Origin of the sequence: Micromonospora peucetia (assembly GCF_900091625.1) — a bacterium.
GTDB classification, from domain to species: Bacteria; Actinomycetota; Actinomycetes; order Mycobacteriales; family Micromonosporaceae; genus Micromonospora; species Micromonospora peucetia.
This window is the reverse complement of sequence record NZ_FMIC01000002.1, coordinates 4,533,805-4,550,935: the sequence shown is the minus strand read 5'-3', so window position 1 is coordinate 4,550,935 and position 17,131 is coordinate 4,533,805. Positions and strand designations below refer to the sequence as shown.

The 17,131-nt window shown below is 70.1% G+C and carries 13 protein-coding genes and 1 pseudogene; 7 read left to right on the top strand and 7 right to left on the bottom strand.

What is annotated here, in order from left to right:
* Positions 1 to 289 precede the first annotated feature (289 nt).
* The 4 genes from GA0070608_RS21060 to GA0070608_RS21045 form a co-directional block, all read right to left on the bottom strand.
* Entirely contained in the window at positions 290 to 1,531 is a 1,242-nt protein-coding gene (locus GA0070608_RS21060; RefSeq protein ID WP_091630267.1) for an acyl-CoA dehydrogenase family protein, read from the bottom strand.
* An 11-nt stretch (positions 1,532 to 1,542) separates the two neighbouring features.
* On the bottom strand, positions 1,543 to 2,877 hold the full coding sequence (locus GA0070608_RS21055; protein ID WP_091630266.1) for a condensation domain-containing protein: 1,335 nt from the start codon (positions 2,875 to 2,877) through the stop codon (positions 1,543 to 1,545).
* A gap of 13 nt (positions 2,878 to 2,890) precedes the next feature.
* Positions 2,891 to 4,504 (bottom strand): tyrosine 2,3-aminomutase, encoded by a 1,614-nt coding sequence (cmdF, locus tag GA0070608_RS21050; protein WP_091630265.1) that lies wholly within the window; start codon positions 4,502 to 4,504, stop codon positions 2,891 to 2,893.
* Positions 4,505 to 4,724: 220 nt separating this feature from the next.
* The gene (locus GA0070608_RS21045; protein ID WP_091630264.1) at positions 4,725 to 5,537 is read right to left on the bottom strand and encodes a helix-turn-helix domain-containing protein; all 813 of its coding nucleotides are present in this window, start codon (positions 5,535 to 5,537) and stop codon (positions 4,725 to 4,727) included.
* Between the two features lie 1,067 nt (positions 5,538 to 6,604).
* Between GA0070608_RS21045 and GA0070608_RS21040 the strand changes: the two genes are divergently transcribed.
* The gene (locus tag GA0070608_RS21040) at positions 6,605 to 7,105 is read left to right on the top strand and encodes a transposase family protein (RefSeq protein WP_342672636.1); all 501 of its coding nucleotides are present in this window, start codon (positions 6,605 to 6,607) and stop codon (positions 7,103 to 7,105) included.
* A gap of 1 nt (position 7,106) precedes the next feature.
* On the opposite strand, the gene GA0070608_RS21035 is transcribed toward GA0070608_RS21040, so the two are convergent.
* On the bottom strand, positions 7,107 to 8,093 hold the full coding sequence (locus GA0070608_RS21035) for an alpha/beta fold hydrolase (RefSeq protein ID WP_245715864.1): 987 nt from the start codon (positions 8,091 to 8,093) through the stop codon (positions 7,107 to 7,109).
* A 402-nt stretch (positions 8,094 to 8,495) separates the two neighbouring features.
* Here GA0070608_RS21035 and GA0070608_RS21030 point away from each other — a divergent pair, with 402 nt between their 5' ends.
* Positions 8,496 to 8,936 (top strand): IS110 family transposase, encoded by a 441-nt coding sequence (locus GA0070608_RS21030; RefSeq protein ID WP_245715863.1) that lies wholly within the window; start codon positions 8,496 to 8,498, stop codon positions 8,934 to 8,936.
* Between the two features lie 200 nt (positions 8,937 to 9,136).
* Here GA0070608_RS21030 and GA0070608_RS21025 read toward each other — a convergent pair whose 3' ends face one another.
* A complete protein-coding gene (locus GA0070608_RS21025; RefSeq protein WP_091630261.1) occupies positions 9,137 to 10,369 on the bottom strand; it encodes a cytochrome P450 family protein in 1,233 nt (410 codons plus the stop codon).
* Between the two features lie 552 nt (positions 10,370 to 10,921).
* On the opposite strand from GA0070608_RS21025, the pseudogene GA0070608_RS21020 reads away from it, so the two are divergent.
* The 5 genes and pseudogenes from GA0070608_RS21020 to GA0070608_RS21000 form a co-directional block, all read left to right on the top strand.
* Positions 10,922 to 11,227 (top strand): annotated as a pseudogene (locus GA0070608_RS21020) (hypothetical protein); the annotation flags it as partial.
* Complete coding sequence (locus tag GA0070608_RS21015; RefSeq protein WP_091630260.1) at positions 11,227 to 11,901, top strand: dihydrofolate reductase family protein; 675 nt, start codon at positions 11,227 to 11,229, stop codon at positions 11,899 to 11,901. The pseudogene GA0070608_RS21020 and the gene GA0070608_RS21015, both read left to right, overlap by 1 nt.
* Before the next feature lie 161 nt (positions 11,902 to 12,062).
* On the top strand, positions 12,063 to 13,220 hold the full coding sequence (locus GA0070608_RS21010) for an epoxide hydrolase family protein (RefSeq protein WP_091630259.1): 1,158 nt from the start codon (positions 12,063 to 12,065) through the stop codon (positions 13,218 to 13,220).
* Between the two features lie 24 nt (positions 13,221 to 13,244).
* Positions 13,245 to 14,183 (top strand): cyclase family protein, encoded by a 939-nt coding sequence (locus GA0070608_RS21005; RefSeq protein WP_091630258.1) that lies wholly within the window; start codon positions 13,245 to 13,247, stop codon positions 14,181 to 14,183.
* Positions 14,184 to 14,475: 292 nt separating this feature from the next.
* Positions 14,476 to 15,858, top strand: coding sequence for an FAD-binding oxidoreductase (locus GA0070608_RS21000; RefSeq protein ID WP_091630257.1), 1,383 nt, complete (start codon positions 14,476 to 14,478; stop codon positions 15,856 to 15,858).
* Positions 15,859 to 16,309: 451 nt separating this feature from the next.
* On the opposite strand, the gene GA0070608_RS33995 is transcribed toward GA0070608_RS21000, so the two are convergent.
* Positions 16,310 to 17,077 (bottom strand): DUF2306 domain-containing protein, encoded by a 768-nt coding sequence (locus GA0070608_RS33995; protein WP_091630256.1) that lies wholly within the window; start codon positions 17,075 to 17,077, stop codon positions 16,310 to 16,312.
* Between the last annotated feature and the right edge of the window lie 54 nt (positions 17,078 to 17,131).

The following is a 17,131-nucleotide window of genomic DNA, read 5'->3' as shown; positions in this document are numbered from 1 at the left end:
ACTTCGACTTTCGCAGTCGTGGCAACTGCGACGCATCTCCTGAGCTGCCATCTCCCCCCGCCCTGCGGAAGGGCCGAAGCAAGCGCGGAGATGCGACCGCCGGCGGCGCATGAAAGTTCCGATGAAGCCCCGGCACCGACCAGAGGTCAGCTGGCGCGGGCCGCCCTGGCCGCGCGGTCCTGCCCGGCCGACGACGCGCCCGACAGGGCCGGCAACCCGAACGCTGATCACCCGGTCAGTGGTCGCCTACGACCACTGACCGGGTTCGGGACTACACGTCTGGTGCAGGTCAACGACGTGCGCTCTGTAGCCTCAGCTGGGCGTACCCACGGTTGGCCACGGTGGTGAGCAGCACGGCGGAGCTGGCGTGCGTACGCCCGGTGGAAAGGTCGCGCCAGACCCGTTCGAGGCGTGTTCCTTCACGTACGGCCGGGCTGCCGGCGGTTGGCTGGAGAATCTCGTCGACGGCCCGCCAGGCCAGCTCAGTGGCCTCTCGACAGGTGACCGCGATCCGCAGGTCTTCCTCGGGGGTGAACGCCCCGACCGGCTGCTCGGACAGCTCGTGCCAGCGCCGCGACGCCGCGAGGACGAGCGTCTCGGCGGCGTCGATCATGCCGCTGGCCCGCCCGTACCAGAGCTGATAGTCGGGATCCTCGGCCCTGGGCAGGAACGGCGGCAGGATCGTGGTGCGGGAGAACATCAGCTCCGTGTACGCGTCGAGCGCGCCCTGGCACATGCCGACCGCGATGTGCGCGCCCTCCAGAGCCATCGAGCTCGCCGGTGCACCCCCGTACTGCGGGTGCTCGTGCAGCTCGCGCCCCGGGGTGCCGTCGGTCACCGAGATCTCCTCGAAATTGACCTCGATGCCGAAGTGATCGGGGATGTGCCCGCCGGAGATCCGGATGCTGTGCGACCCGCTGCCCCTGAGGCCCAGCTGCCCGCCCCAGTCGTCGAGCATCTCCCATTGATCGCGGGGCGCGATGAACAGCAGCCGGCGTGGCGGGTTCGCGTCGTCCCCGGCGATCACGGTGTTGCCGATCAGGTGGGTCGCGTACGGCGCGCCGGAGCAGTACCTCCACACGCCGTCCAGAATCCAGCCACCGTCCTCGGCGCGCCTGGCTGTCCCGTAGGGGGCGTTGACGAGCGGCGCGATGAAGTCGCCGCCGCTGAAGATCTCGGCCTGCGCCTTCTCCCCGAACATGCTGCCGGCGAAGAGCGAGTGCGCCGCCCCCAGGCAGTACATCCAGCCCGTGGACGGGCAGGCACGGCACAGGATCATCGCGATCTGCAGGAACGTGTCGAAGCCGAACTCGTAGCCGCCGTACCGCTTGGGCACCGTGATGCGGTAGAAGCCCGCGTCCCGGAACGCCCGATGGGTGTCCTCGGCGTAGTAGGTTCGCTGCTCGGTCTCGTGCTGGCGCGCCACCAGGGCGGGCACCATGGCCTTGGCCCGCTCGATCAGCACGGCCGGGGTGACGTCGGGCTCGGATGGCATGGCCGCGCCCCGCACAGCGCTCTCAGTGACGGTCATGGCGTCGGACCTCAGATCGCCGAGTCCGGGTCGGCCACCATCTCGCCGATCACGCCGAGGAACCCGGCCACCTGCTCCTCGACCCCGGCCCGTTCGAACAGGTGGCGGCTGAAGCTGAGCCCGCCGACCACTTCGGTGTTGCTGAGGTGCATCGACCAGATCATGCCGTCCGGAGTGTCGGAGCCGACCGGCTGTTGGATGACCCGCCGCCAGATCGCCGTGTACTCGAGGTCGCCGATCCGGTTGCCCTGCATCAGGTAGGGCGGCTGGACGGCCTGGAACAGGGTCGGTACCGCGTCGGGGCCGACCGAGGACATCAGCTCCGGCGCCTCGGCGAGCACGTGCAGCAGCGGCAGCTCGTGCGAGAAGGCGCCGATGCAGGCCGTCCTGGTGCGGGCGACGACATCGCGGAAGGTCCGGCAGCCGTCCAGATCCACCCGCAGCGGGACGAAGTTGAAGAACGATCCGACCGTGGACTGGAAGCGGTGCTGGCGGCCCGGCCCGAAGGTGGGCACCACGATGTCGGTCGCCTGGGTACGACGGTTCACGAAGACGGTGAACGCGGCGAGCAGCACCATGAACGGCGAGCTGCGCGTCGCCTTGGCCAGCCGGGACACCTCCGTGCTCAGGTGCGCGTCGGTGGTGAAGCGGTGATAGCTCGTCGCAGGGGTCTGCCCGGTGCGGTGCACCGGCGCCACCATGATCTTGGCGCCGCGCAGCGTTTCGCGCCAGTACGCCCGCGAAGCGGCCACCGTCGGCCCGGCGGCCTCCTCCTGCTGCGCGACGACGTAGTCCCGGTACTGGGTCACCTCGGGCAGCTGCGGCTCGTTCCCGGCCGCGCGAGCCGTGTAGGACTCCGCCAGGTCCCGCAGGATCACCTGGATCGACCAGACGTCGGCGGCGCTGTGGTGGGCGCACAGAACCAGTACGGAGTCCTGCTCGTCGAAGCGGCCGAGAACAGCCCGCAGCAACGGGACCTGGTCGACCGGGAACGGCCGGGTCTCCGCCTCGATCATGAGCTGCTCGGCGCGCCGGTCCCGGTCCGCGCCCGGCGGCTCGTCCAGGTCGACCAAGAGCAGCTCCGGCTGTACGGCGGGCAGCACGCTCTGCGCGCCGCCGTTCTCCAGGTGCACCACGGTACGCAGCGCCTCGTGCCGCTCGACCACATCGGCCAACGCCAGGCGCATGGCCTGCACGTCGACGCGGCCGCGGACCCGCCACCCGAAGACCTCCGTGTAGTGCGGCCCGAACGGCCCGGCTTCGAAGCCCTGGGCAAAGATGCAGAGGAACTGCTGCTGCAGCGAGAGCGCCGCGGTTGCCTGCTGCGTTTCCGAAGTCGTGGTCATGTGAGATCTCTCCTCAGTGAAGGCGAACGCCGGCGTTGTGGAGGGCATCGATCAGAGTGCCGCGTTCGAGTTCGGCGGCGACCAGCTCGAGGTCGTCCGCCATGTAGCGGTCGTCCTCGAGGGTCGGCACCAGCGACCGGATGGTGTCGTAGGTGACCCGGCCGGCCGGGCTCAGCCGATCGAGGCGCCCGGAGACGTCCACCGCCTGCGCGCCGGCGAGGAACTCGAGAGCCAGGATGATGTTGTTGTTCCGCAGCACACGGCGCGCGTTGCGGGCGGCGATCAGGCCCATGCTGACGACGTCCTGGTTGTCGCCGTTGGACGGCACGCTGTGAATGCTGGCCGGCCCGATCGTCCGGTTCTCCGCGATCAGCGCGGTGGCCGGGTACTGCGCGCCGGCGAAGCCGCTGTGCAACCCCGGCTCGCCCTTGATCAGGAACTCCGGCAGTCCGTAGCTCAGGTGCTTGCTGAGCAGGCGATTGCTGCGCCGTTCGGACAGCACCCCGAGCTGGGTGAGCGCGATCGTCATGAAGTCCATCACGAACGCGATCGGTTGGCCGTGGAAGTTCGCGCCGTGGAAGATCTCCCGGTCGGTGAAGAACAGCGGGTTGTCGTTGGCCGAGTTGAGCTCGATCTCGAGCTTGAGCCTGGCGTGCCCGAGGGTGTCCCGGACCGCGCCGATCACCTGCGGCACGCAGCGCAGCGAGTACGCCTTCTGCAGGAAGACGTCGGAGCGGAACACCGAGCCGTTGCCGTTGTCGTTCTTCTTGCTGGCGGCCACCTGCCGGCGGAGATCCGCGTGCTCGACGGTCAGCCTGCTGCCGTTCATCAGCGCGCGCATGTTGGCGGCGCTGGCGATCTGGCCGGCGTGCGGGCGGGCTTCGTGGCCCTCCGGCTGGAACGGGCTCATCGAGCCCTGCAGCACCTCGATGACCAGCGCGGCGGCGATCTCCGCGTGCCGCGCCTGCGCCAGGGCGTACTCGGCCACCAGGGAGCCGACGCCGGTCATCGCCGAAGTGCCGTTGATCAGCGCCAGGCCCTCCTTGAAGCGCAGCCGCAGCGGCTCGATGCCCAGCGAACGCAGCACCGGGCCGGTCGGCGTCTTCACCCCGTCGCGCAGCAGGTAGCCCTCGCCGATCAGCGAGCTCGCCACGTGTGCGAGCGGAGCGAGGTCGCCGCTGGCGCCCAGCGAACCGATCTCCGGTACGGCCGGCGTGAGGCCCTCGTTGAGATAGAGCGCGATACGTTCGAGCACAGCGGGCCGTACGGCCGAGTGCCCTTTGGCGAGGGCGTTCAGCCTCGCGGTGACCATGGCCCGCGCCTCGGGCTCGCTCAACAGCGGGCCGACGCCGGCGCTGTGGCTGCGCACCAGGTTGGTCTGCAGCTCGGTCTCCTTGGCCGTGTCGACGAGCATGTAGATCATCTCGCCGTAGCCGGTGGTCACCCCGTAGACCGGGATGTTCTGCCGCACGGTCTCCTCGAACTGGTCCCGGCTCACGGCTGCGCGTTGCAGCACCCGCGTGCTGAGCGCGACCGGGGCGTGGTCCTCGGCGACGCGGCGCAGGTCTGGGAGGCCGAGCGTCTCGCCGTCGAGCTCGACGCCGACATCGATTCCGACCGTCGTCATTTGCGCTCCCTATTCGTGTTGCGAACGGATGGTCACTGCACTGCTGCGTGGCCGCGTCTCGATTCTCATCACCGCTCGGGGGCCGCGCATCTTCGTGATTGCCGCCGCTCACCGCTCACGAGGAGGGATTCCACTCAGGACATAGCCGTCCGTCCACCTCCACCCTCTGCACCCACGCCCCCGGGGCTCCGGCAAAGTCGTGGAAGCGTCCGACCGCCGATCAGGCGACGGCGGCGATGCGCTCGAATTCCGTCCGCGTGGCCTTTCGCGCCTCGCCGAGCCGCTCCATCGCGTACTTGCGCACGTCCAGCAGCGCAAGCAACACCGGTGGGTCCAGATCCCGGGTCGGCCGCAGCTCCAGGTCCGCAACGATCTCGGAGTCGGCCCGTACCGTGAAGGGGCCGTAGGCGGCGACCGACACGGGCCGGTCGGCGATGTCCGTCCAAGCGCAGGCCCCGGCCCCGTCCAGTGAGATCGACTGCGCGAGCAGATACCAGGTGCCGACCGGCACCGAGTCGAACGTGACCCGGCCGGGTTCTTCCAGCACCGCGCAGCGCACCGGTCGCCCTTCCGGGATCTGGTGGGCGAACATGCCCACGAAGATCACCGTCTCGTCCGGCTCGGGCAGGCGCAGCCGGCAGGACAGCCGGGCGTTCGACCGGCAGCTCGGACTGTCGGCAGCGGCCTGGATGGCGGCCGCGTACCCGGCGCGGCGCCGGTACGCCGTCGGCGGCATGCCGACGCTGCGGCTGAAGCGCGAACTGAACGTGCCGACGCTGTTGTATCCGACCTGCACACTGATGTCCGCGACGTTCATCGACGTGGAAACCAACAGATGCTTGGCCCGCTGCAGGCGCAACGCCGACAGGAAACGACCGGGCGAGACGCCGGTGGAGCGCTGGAAGATCCGCGTGAAATGAAACTTGCTGAACATCGCCGCGCGGGCCAGGTCGTCGATGGTCAGCGCGTCGCCCAGCCGCTCACGCATCGCTTCGATCGCCCGCAGTACGGCCCGTTCGGCAACGTCCTCCATGAAAACCCCCGACGACGGTTCGACGACTAAGGAATGGCGAAACAATTAGAGACAACAACAACTCTGATCAGCTCGACCACGACAGGGAATGGTCGCCGAAATTGTCCCTGAACACCGTCTCCATCGATGCTTGTAAAGCCCTTGACCCGGAGACAGATTAGCGGACCTCCTGGAGGCGGGCAAGACCCTCCGCATGCAAGCAAGCACTCAGCGCACACATGAAGTTAGGAGTAGATATCGATGCTCGCCGCTGCCAGCGGGACCGGCCACCCGCTGCTGACGGTAACGCTATAGATGGGTACAAACTATTACTGCTGCCTGCCCGGCGTCGATCGACCATCCATTCCAGAAGTGCCTGAGAACGGGCTTCACACCACGTCGAATCATTGCCGTAACGCCTCCCGGGCCTTGACGCGATGCCGTTCAGATAAGGCTTCTGCCGAGGACCGCACGGTGAGCTGTCGTCGGCAGTGGAGGCCGGGTCACGGCCATGGGACCGGTTGACCGAGCAAACGGGTTCGGCTGCCACCGGCGCACGTCATGGTCCGGTACGTGATCGCGATGGGTCGCTCTCCGGCGACGCCGGGCATCAGGTATGTGACGCATCGACGATGCCGATACCCCGATTTGCCGCACCCCTCGCGAGGGAGACCTGTTGCCCGCCGTGCTTCCACGCCGGCTGTCGCGGACCCTCGTTGTCTGCGCCGCAGTCGGGGCAATGCGCCTCACCGCGCAGCCGGCGTCGGCACCCGCGCGCTCTGCGATGGTGTCGCGCTGGCACTTCACCGAGTAGCCCATCGCGCTGCCTGGGGGCAGCGTCAACAAGGATTACCACGAAAATCGTTCGCAGTATTTCCGCACCATTTGCAAACGGCGCTCATATCCGTTGTCAGCGCATGAAGTACCGTTTCTTCGCGGTTACCAACGGGCACATTCCATGCGGTGCCGAATGGTATTCACCCTCAGCCGGCGAGTGGCTACGATAGCGTAGCGACCCGAGGTCACCCCGGCCACCGATCGACGTTTCGTCGGGTGCCTGTCTCCTTTGGGCAGGGCCCGGCAAAGTCGTGGACGCGTCCTTGTCCTGCGCACCGGCTGTCGCGGCGCCCGAAACCTCTGCCGGGCTGGCCGCGGCGCTGGCCGACCTGCCGGCTCCCCGTGCCCGCCGCGGCGTGCGGCGCCCTTTGGTGGTCGTGGTGACTGCGGCGGTGTGCGCCGTGGCGGCCGGATACCGCCCCTACACCGCGATCGCCGAGTGGGTCGCCGACGTACCAGCCGCGACCGCGCTGGCGTTGGGCATCGCCCCGGACCGACGTCCGTCGGAGACGATGATCCGCAGGCTCCTGCCGGCCCTGGACCCGGATCAGCTCACCCAGGCGGTCGGCGCCTGGCTCGCCGTACGATCGGCGACCGCGCCGTCGCCAGCGCGGCGGGCAACCGCGGTGGACGGCAAGACACTGTGCGGCCCCCGCACCGCCGACACCACGGCCCGGCACGTCCTCGCCGCCTGCGACCAGTCCACGTCACACGGGAGCCCGCGCGACAGACGCGGGCTCCCGTTCCCGTAGGTCAGCCGAGGAAGGCCTTCAGCTGCTGGACGACGGCCGCCGGCTGTTCGTCGACGAAGTAGTGGCCGGTGTCGGCGATCTGCGCCAGCTGGAGGTTGGTCGCCTGCGTGCTGAGGGTCGCGGCCAGGCCGGGGTAGAACGCCGGGCAGGCCAGGCCCAGGGTCGGCGTGGCGATCTGCCCGTACGTGCCGTTGTCGATGATGTCCTGCCCGAACGCCTTGTACCAGCCGTTGCCGCCGCGGATCGCGTCCGACGTTGCGTACGCCTGGGCGAAGATGGCGCGGTCGAAACTGCTGATGGCAGCGTGGTTGACCAGCAGATAGTCGAACATCCAGTCGACCAGGAAGCGGGAGCGGCCGGCGACGAGCCGCTCGGGCAAGATGTCCACCTGATTGAAGGCGAACCACCACGGGTGGAACGGCGCGCCCGGCGCGGGCAGCATGCGGAAGTCGTAATATCCGCTGTTGGGGTGGGCAACATCCAGCATCACGAGCTTGTCGACGGCCTGCGGCTTGTTCACCGTGAGGCTGTATGCGACCATGGCCCCGATGTCGTGGCCGACAACGTGCGCCTTGGTGTAGCCGAGAGCGGTGATCAGACCCGCGATGTCGGCCGCCATTGTTTTCTTGTCGTATCCGGACTGCGGCTTGCTGGATTCGCCGCCGCCGCGCAGATCCACCGCGATAACACGATACTTCGTGGCGAGATCGGGCATGACCTTCCGATACTCCCACCACGTCTGCGGCCAGCCGTGCAGCAGAATCACGGGTGCCCCGCTGCCACCGGCGACATAGTGCAGGCGAACGCCGTTGGTCTGCACATAACTGCTGGTGAACGATCCGGGAAGACTGTCCGCGAGGCGGCTCGGAGATGGTGCTCTACTCGCGTCCACTTCGGATGGCGCGGCTTGTGCGCTGGTGCCGGCAGTTGCTGCGGCAACCGTTCCGGCGCCGAGCGCGAGCAGCTTTCTTCTGTTCAGGAAGGACACCCCGTGCTCCAATCTCTAGTGGGAAGCGATGAGGCTATCCCAAAGTGGATCGACGCAGAAGGGGGTCACTCGACAGCATTCGATGGCGGCAAATCTCGTTCTGCTGTCCGAGGCCGGCCGGCCACAGCCGTTCAGCCTGGCGCTCCGGCGGGCGGCCACTGTTCGACGCCAATAGGGTGATGCCGGTCCGGCCGACGGGCTTCTCCGCGAGCACTATGACGCCGCCAGGAAATGCGCGGAACACTGCGACGATTCTGGGCCGCGCTTGCGGAGACCCTCGCGAAGCTGCCGAGATCGATCGTGAAGGTCCCGATCGCGCTTCGCGGCTACCTATTGACTGGTGGTACGACCGCAGCCCGGCCAGGCTTGGTCGAGGGCCTGGTCGCTGACGGCGAGACCGTCGTGGACGTTCCCGTGAAGCTGTCCGCCCGGGCCCACGTGTTCGCCACCGGCCAGGGCCGCAAGACCGACCCGGTCGACGCCCGCAGGGTCGCCGTGGTCGCCCTGCGCACCGAAGGTCTGCGGCAGGTCGTCACCGACGACACCACAGTCGCGTTACGGCTGCTGGTCGACCGCCGTGACCAGCTCGGCCACGCCCGTACCGACGTGCTCTCCCGGTTGCACCACCTGCTACTCGAACTGGTGCCCGGTGGCGCGAAAGCGGATCTGTCCGCCCAGCAGGCCCGCGTCCCTGCTGGGCACGTGCGCCCGCGTGACGTCATCGGCAAGACCCGCCGCCGGCTGGCCTCCGAGCTGAACGGCGAACCGTCGTCATCGACAAGAAGATCAAAACCACGAAACAGGAGCTCACCGACCTGGTCAACAGCACCGGAAGCCGACTGATGGACCTGACCGGCATCGGACCGCCCGGCGCCGCCCGCCTGAGCGGTCAGCCAGCACCGTGAACATCTCGGCGCCGGCCAACCTGTCCGGGCAACCCCAGCTCAGAGACACCGCTGATCGACTACGCAATCGCCCTGCCAGTAGCGGCGCGCCGCTGAAACGGCCGGCGGCGGGGCGTGCGCCCGCCCCGGCCCCGGCGTTCAGAGGTGGACCGGCAGCGCGAGGCGGCCGTTCATGACGAACGTGCCCTGCCCGGTCAGTTCCTTCGGCTCCACCGCCAGCCGCAGCCCGGGAAAGCGCGTGAACAGCGCCTCCACCGCGATGCGCACCTCCATCCGGGTCAGCGCCGGGCCGACGCACCGGTGCACGCCGTGGCCGAACGCCACGTGCCGCTTGTCCGCGCGCCGGGCGTCGAACTCCCCCGCGGCGGCGCCGTGCAGCTCCGGGTCTCGGCCGGTCGCGGCGTAGCCGACCAGCACCGGGTCGCCCCGGGAGATGGTCACGCCGGCGATCGTGACGTCCTCCGTCGCGAACCGGAACGGCAGGTACGCGACCGACGCGTCGGTGCGCAGCGTCTCCTCCACCACGTCGTCCCACTCCACCTCGCCGCTCGCCGCCAGGGCGCGCTGGCCGGGCCGGGTGAGCAGCGCCAGCACGGTGTTCGTGATGAGGTTCCTGGCCGGCTCGGCGCCGGTGTTGAGCATCAGCTGCGCCAGGCCGACCAGCTCGGCATCGGACCCGGCGCCCGTCCCGGTCACCGGGCACCCGCTCGGCTGGGCGGCGATCAGGTCGCTGATCAGGTCCTCCCCCGGCTGGCGGCGCTTCGCCGCGACCAGAGCCTCGATCTTGCTCCGCAGCAGGGCGTACTCCGCGGCCGCTTTCTGCGGGGTCGACTCGATGTACCCGGCGCGGTCCAGGATGCCGTCCGGGTCGCCCTCGGGCACGCCGAGCAGCTCGCCGATCACCCGCGACGCCACCCGGTGCGCGTACCCCACCTTGAGGTCGACCGGCTCGCCCGGCCGCTCGGCCGCATGCCCGGCCAGCTCGTCCAGCGCACGCCTCACGACCCGCTCGACCCGCGGCCGCAGCACGGCGATCCGCTGCGGGCTGAACGCGCCGGCGACGAGCCGGCGTTGACGGGCGTGCGGCTCACCATCCGCAGTGGACATATTGTCCATCCGGGCCCAGGCGATCAGCGGGAAGTCCGGGCTGAGGGTGCCGTCGACGTATGCCGGCCAGTGCTGCCGGGCGTTCCTGGCGAACCGCTCGTCCGCCAGGACCTGCCGGGCGGCGTGGTAGCCGGTCACCGCCCAGGCCGCGACTCCGCCGGGCAGCAGCACCCGGGTGATCGGCCCGTGGGCCCGGAGCCGGGCCGCCTCGTCGTGGATGTCGGTGCCGGCCGGATCGATGGCGAACAGCGGATCGTCGTCCACGACTGCCTCCTGTGAGGGCGGATCGGTGCAGGTCACTCCCATGGTGTCCAGCGGCCGCCGCCGCGGGCGTCTTCCACGGTGCGGACTCAGTCCTCCTGAACGGGACAGATCGCCGTACCACCGGCGCCGGTCTCGCCCCGGCGCCGACGCGACAGCCGCGGTGGCGATCGCCGGCCCGGGCCGGGCCACGGCGTCCTTCGATCCCTCCGTGGCCCGCCTGGCGAGCGCTCTGCCCGTCACCAGCACAAAGGCGAAAGGCGACAGCCCAGAAAACGAAGAACTTGAATAGTCCGAGGCCACGCCGCACAAGTTAAAGATCAAGCCAGTCCGTAACCCACGGAACCGGACATCGGAGGTCGGCACAACCGGAGAAGACGGGCCAACCCCGCACCGGCATGCTCGACTCGGTCGCGGCCATCCCGGTGGCGCCGGTGGACCGGGCCGAAATCGTGCCGCGCGATTATCGCGCGGCCACGCCGGGGCGCACAGGGAGGACGCACAATGACGAATCAACCCGACCCGATCCGGGACCTCACCGTCGACGGTGACGCGGTCCGCGCCGCGATGGCACCGTTCCCGGCCGACCCGCCCGAGGTACTGCTCACGCCCTGGCGCCAGGAGCGCGCCACGGAGGAGAAGGCGCTGGCGGCCGTACCCCCGGACCAGCTCGTGCCGTGGCTCGTGCGCCCGCTGCCACCGGCCGTGCTGGCCGCGGCCGGCATGATGGACCGGCACCGCGCCGACCTCGCGCTGACCGCCACCGGCGCCGAGGCGGACCGCTGGCTGGACCAGGCCCAGGCGTTCCGGGGACCGGCCGGTCCGGGCCGCCGCCCGGGCCAGTTCGCGCACCTGTCGTGATGTCCCGGGTACGGGTCAACAACTTCTCGGTCTCCCTCGACGGGTACGGCGCCGGGCCCCGGCAGAGCCTCGACAACCCGCTCGGCGTCGGCGGGCAACTGCTGCACGACTGGCTGTTCGCGGCCAGGGGCGGCCAGGCCCTGATCGGCCACGACGACGGCGAGGACGGCCTGGACAACCGGTTCTTCCAGGCCGGCGAGGACGGCTTGGGCGCCACCATCATGGGCCGCAACATGTTCGGGCCGTCCCGTGGCCCGTGGCCGGCGGACCCGTGGAACGGATGGTGGGGCCAGGACCCGCCGTTCCACCACCCGGTCTTCGTCCTCACCAACCACGCCCGGCCGCCGCTGCGGCTGGCCGGAGGTACCACCTTCCACTTCGTCCAGGACGGCATCCACGCGGCCCTGGAGCTCGCCCGGGAGGCCGCCGGCGAGCGGGCCATCCGGATCGGCGGCGGCGTGCACACCATCCGGCAGTACCTGCGCGCGGGGCTGATCGACGAACTGCACCTGGCGCTGGTACCGGTGCTGCTGGGTGACGGGGAGCGGCTGTTCGCCGGCGGCTCACCCGGTGGCGGTCTGTCCGGCTACGACTGTGTGGAGTTCGTCGCCTCCCCCGCGGTGGTACACCTGCGGCTGCGCCGGGCGCCGGTACCCGCTGCCCGGCCCCGCTGAACCGCTCAGGGCCCTGCGCCGTGATCCCAGTCCCGGTCAGGCCGGTCAGGCCGGTCCCGGTCAGGCCGCAACATCAGAGATGCGACCCCGCCGGTACGGGCGGCATATTGGCCTCATCCGTACTACGCGGGATACCGCCGCCAGACAGATGGGAACACAGCATGCGACCGTTCCGTGTGGACATCTCGCAGTCCGCCCTGGACGACCTGGCGCGTCGGCTGGCGGGCGTGCGGTGGCCGGAGCAACTGCCGGAGGCCGGATGGGACCGCGGAGTACCTGTGGACTACCTGCGCGAGCTGGTCGGGTACTGGCACACCCGGTACGACTGGCGCGCGGCCGAGGCTGAGCTCAACAGGTACCCCCAGTTCATCGCGGACATCGACGGCGCGGACGTGCACTTCCTGCACGTGCGTTCGCCGGAGCCTGACGCGCTGCCGCTCCTGATCACCCACGGGTGGCCCGGCTCGGTGGTCGAGTTCCTCGACATCATCGGCCCGCTGACCGATCCGAGGGCGCACGGCGGCGACCCGGCCGAGGCGTTCCATCTGGTGATCCCGTCCATTCCCGGGTTCGGCTTCTCCAGCACCAACGGGCAGCCCGGCTGGAACGGCATGCGGGTGGCGAACGCGTGGGCGGAGCTGATGCGGCAGCTCGGCTACGAACGGTACGTGGCACAGGGCGGTGACTTCGGCTCCCTCGTCTCCTACACCCTGGCCCTGGTCGACCACGAGCACGTCGCCGGCCTGCACCTCAACACGCTGGTCACCACGCTCAGCGGTGAGCCCGAGGAGGCGGCCGAGATCAGCGAGACCGACCAGGCACGGCTGGACCGGTCGGAACGCTTCCGGAGCGTGCTGGCCGGTTCCATGAAACTGATGGCGACCCGCCCGCACACGGTCTCCTACGCGCTGACCGACTCCCCGGTCGGCCAACTGGCCTGGATCGTGGAGAAGTTCAAGGACTGGGCGGACGCGCCGCGGGTACCCGAGGACGCGGTCAGCCGGGACCGCCTCCTCACCATCGCGAGCATCTTCTGGCTCACCGCGACCGCAGGACCCTCGGCCCAGTTCTACTACGAGGCCGTAGCGCAGCTGCCCATCACGGCGACCACGGTCCGGTACCAGCCCATCAGCCAGCCCATGGGCGTCGCGGTGTACCCGCACGCGCCGTTCGTACCGGTGCGCCACCTCGCCAGTCGGGACCTGCCCACCATCGTGCACTGGGCCGAGTTCGACCGCGGCGGCCACTTCGCCGCGATGGAGGAGCCGGACCTGTTCGCGGCGGATTTGCGAGCGTTCGCGCGGCTCCTGAAGGACTGACCACTGAGGCCGGAGGGAGCCTGTATGACCGGGCAGCACACCAGAGTGGAAGACTTCCGGGCGACCGGCGAGCGGCTGCGCAACTGGGGCCGCTGGGGCGCCGAGGACGAACGCGGCACCGCCAACCTCATCACCCCACAGGCTCTGGTGGCCGCGGCCGGGCTGGTCCGCAAGGGCGCGGTGTTCGACCTCGGCATCCCGTTCGACCGCGACGGGCCGCAGCCCGGCACGCACCGCATCAACCCGATCCACCTGATGTCCGAGACCGGCGACCAACAGCTGTTCCCCGGCGGGTTCCGGTACGCCGACGACTACATCTTCATGCCGCTGCAGTGCGCGTCGCAGTGGGACTCGCTGGCGCACGTGTACTACGACGACCAGATGTACAACGGCTTCCCGGCCCGGGACGTGTCGGTGAAGGGTGCCGCGCGGTGCGCCATCGACAAGCAGGCCAAGGGGATCGCCGGGCGCGGCGTGCTGCTGGACGTGGCCGCGCTGCACGGAGTGGACTGGCTGCCGGCCGGTACCGTCATCACGCCCGACGACCTGGACGAGGCGGCCCGCCGGCAGGGCGGGGTGGGTGTGGGGCCGGGCGACATCCTGCTGTTCCGCACCGGCTGGCGGCGCAAGTTCCTGACCGAGCGGGACCCGGCCGCGTTCATGGCCGGCGAGCCCGGCCTCGGCCAGGACTGCTGCGCCTGGCTGCGGGAGCGGGACGTCGCGGCGGTCTGCTCGGACAACTGGGCGATCGAGGTACTGCCCGGCGAGAACCCGGACGTGTTCCTCAACGTCCACATGATTCTGCTGCGCGACATGGGCGTACCGCTGGGCGAGATGCTGGACTTCGAGGAGTTGGCCGCCGACTGCGCGCACGACGGGGTGTGGGACTTCCTCTTCGTGGCGCCGCCGCTGAAGATCAGCCGGGCGGTCGCCTCCCCGATCAACCCGCTGGCCATCAAGTAACCCGCACAGCCGGACAGGGGCGCCGCCGGTCACGGCCGCGCCCCTGTCCGGTCCCTGCACGCCGGGCTACCCACTCCTCGTCGACCGTGGCCAGGTCCGGTACCGAAGCCGGTGCGCAGCACCTCTGCCGACGCGTACCTTCCGCCACGAGGCGCGCAGCGCCACCCCGTCCAGGTCGCCCGCGATGTTGACCGGAGCCCCGGACACAGCGCATTCCAGAAGATCCGCGCCGCCCGGTCGCGTGTGACATTGGAACGGCACCCGAGTCGACGAGCCGTTGGGAGGTTCTGCCATGACCGTGACCGGTGGACGGAGAGCGGGCATCGCGGTGGCCGGAGACCCGGACTACGACGCCGCGACGCAGGTGTTCAACCTGCACGCGCCGGCGCATCCGGTGGCGGCCGTGACCGCGCACACCGTCCAGGACGTCCGGGCCGCGATGCGCTTCGCCCGCACCGAGCGGCTGGCGGTCCGCGTGCACAGCACCGGCCATGGCGCCGGCGCCGCCCGTGCCATGGGCGACGCGGTGCTCATCAGGACACAACTCGACGGCGGGGTACGGGTGGACCCGCAGCGCAGGCTGGCCCGGGTGCCGGCCGGCACCCGGTGGGCCGAGGTGGTCGACGCCGCCGCCGCGTACGGGCTGGCGGCGCCGCACGGCACGTCGGCGGGCGTGGGTGTGGTGGGCTACTCGCTGCGTGGCGGGATCAGCGTCTACGGCCGGAAGGTGGGCCTGGCGGTCAACAGCGTGCGGGCGGTGGAGCTGGTCACCGCCGACGACGAGCTGCGCCGGGTGGACCTGGCCGAAGACCCCGACCTGTTCTGGGCGGTACGCGGCGGCGGCGGTGGGTTCGGTGTGGTGACGGCGATCGAGATCGCTCTGTTCCCGGCCCGCCGGGTGACCACCGGCGCGACCTACTGGTCGGGTACCCGGGCCGCCGAGGTGATGGATCGGTGGCGCGCGTGGACGGCCGGCGCACCGCCGGAGGCGACCACCTCGCTCCAGGTGCTCAACCTGCCGGACGCACCGGTGGTACCGGACAGTCTCAAGGCCGGCACCATGATCGGTGTCGCCGGCACGATCCTGGGTACCGAGTTGGATCCGCGGCTGGCCTGGCAGCAGGCGCAAAGCCTGTTGAGCCCGCTGAGGACGATCGGCGAACCGCTGCTGGACACGTGGCAGTTGTGTTCGCCCGGCGAGGTGGCACACGCCCAGTTGGCTCCGAACGAGCCGGGACCGATGGTGGGCGACCACATGCTCTTCGGCGACCTGGGCGACCGTGGCGCGGCCACCTTCCTGGACGTGACCGGGCCCGGCTCGGGATCCCCGCTGATCAGCGCCGAACTGCGCCACCTCGGCGGCGCGTTCGCCGTCCCGGCCGACACCGGCGGCGCGTTCCGGCACCTGGACGCGGCCTACGCCTACCTCGGCACGGCCGTCCCGGACGGCCCGGACGGCGCCGCCGCCATCGAGAAGCACTCCGCCGTGGTGCGTGCCGCGCTCGCACCGTGGGACACCGGGCGTACCACGCCCACCTTGGTGGAGAGCGTCAGCCAGCCACAGGCGCACCTGGATCCGGACGTGGTCGACGCGGTCGACCGGGTACGGCTGCGGGTCGATCCGGACGGGCTCTTCCGGGACGACATCGTCCCCGGCTCCTCCCGGCTGCGCTGACGCGGCGTTACGCACCGCAGGAAGCGACGTGCGCCGGGATGTCTCCGGCACCATCGTGCTGGCCGGCGACCCGGCCTACGAGCGACTATCCGGTCGACCAGGTTCGGTCGGTGCTGCGCGCGTGGCGCGACGTTCGTGATGACGGTGCTGCTCGACAACGGTCCCCCGGCGGCGGCCGAGTTCCAGGCGCTGCGCGCGGCCGTGTCCGGGTACACCACCGGCTCCGGCGCCGCCGGCTGTGCCATTGCCGGTTCCGCTCGCGATGATCTGCCGGCAGGCCGCCGAGTTCGCCTGGCGCGCGGTGGAGCAGGTCATCCAGCGACCGCGGGACCCAGTTCGGTCCAGCCGGCGAGCGTATCGAGCGGGTCCGGCGCAACCGGTACCACCTGTGCGCACGAAACGGCCCGGTGGGGTCACCTTCCGGCAACCCCACCGGGCCGTCTGATGCGTGTCAGCGCACCGGCGAGGCGTACGTGACGACCTCGCCACCGGCCTTGCTCGACCGACTGGCCCGACTCTCGATCCACAGGTGCGCGATCAACAGGTTCACCATCCAGCCGAGCCAGTTGTTGACCTCCACCAGCACGCCGAAGTTCACGGGCAGGCCCGGGAACACGGTGAGGACGACCACGATGATGCGACCCCAGCTGGTACCCAGTGCCAGCGCGAAGCTGTAGACCATCCAGCGCCGGTGCTCGGCGTACCGGTGCCGACGGGCCATCTGCCACCCGACCAGGGTGGTGACGATCCACAGCACACCCATGACGCCCAGCCCGACGCTGCCGGCATGGTTCGGCCGCAGCGGGATGAGCGCGAACAGGCCCAGGCCGGCCGCGGGCAGCGCGCCGGCCAGGATGTAGACCCGCCCGCTGGCCCGGTGCACCCGCGGGTGCTTGCGGCGCAGCCACGACCACAGCTGCAACAGGACCGTCACCATCGCCACGTTCCCGGTGACCACATGTGCCACGAGGAGCCCGAATTGCGCGGGTACCGACGGGTCGAGTCCGCTGCGCGACTGACTCGGATCGAGGCTCAGATACCTCGGCAGTGCATAGATAAGATTGAATACCACAAGGCCGAGGAGAAGCACCAACCAGAAGTACCGCTGCCGCCACCACGACCCCGGTCGATCAGGGGCGGTGGTCGGCGTCTGTTGCGCGACAGCGGTTGCGGGCGGCTCGGTGAGTTCGACGTGAGATCTCTCCACGCTATGTGTCATGGCGGTTCCTCGGGTCGTGGTTGCGTCGATCCACAATGCGATTCGACTCTCGCA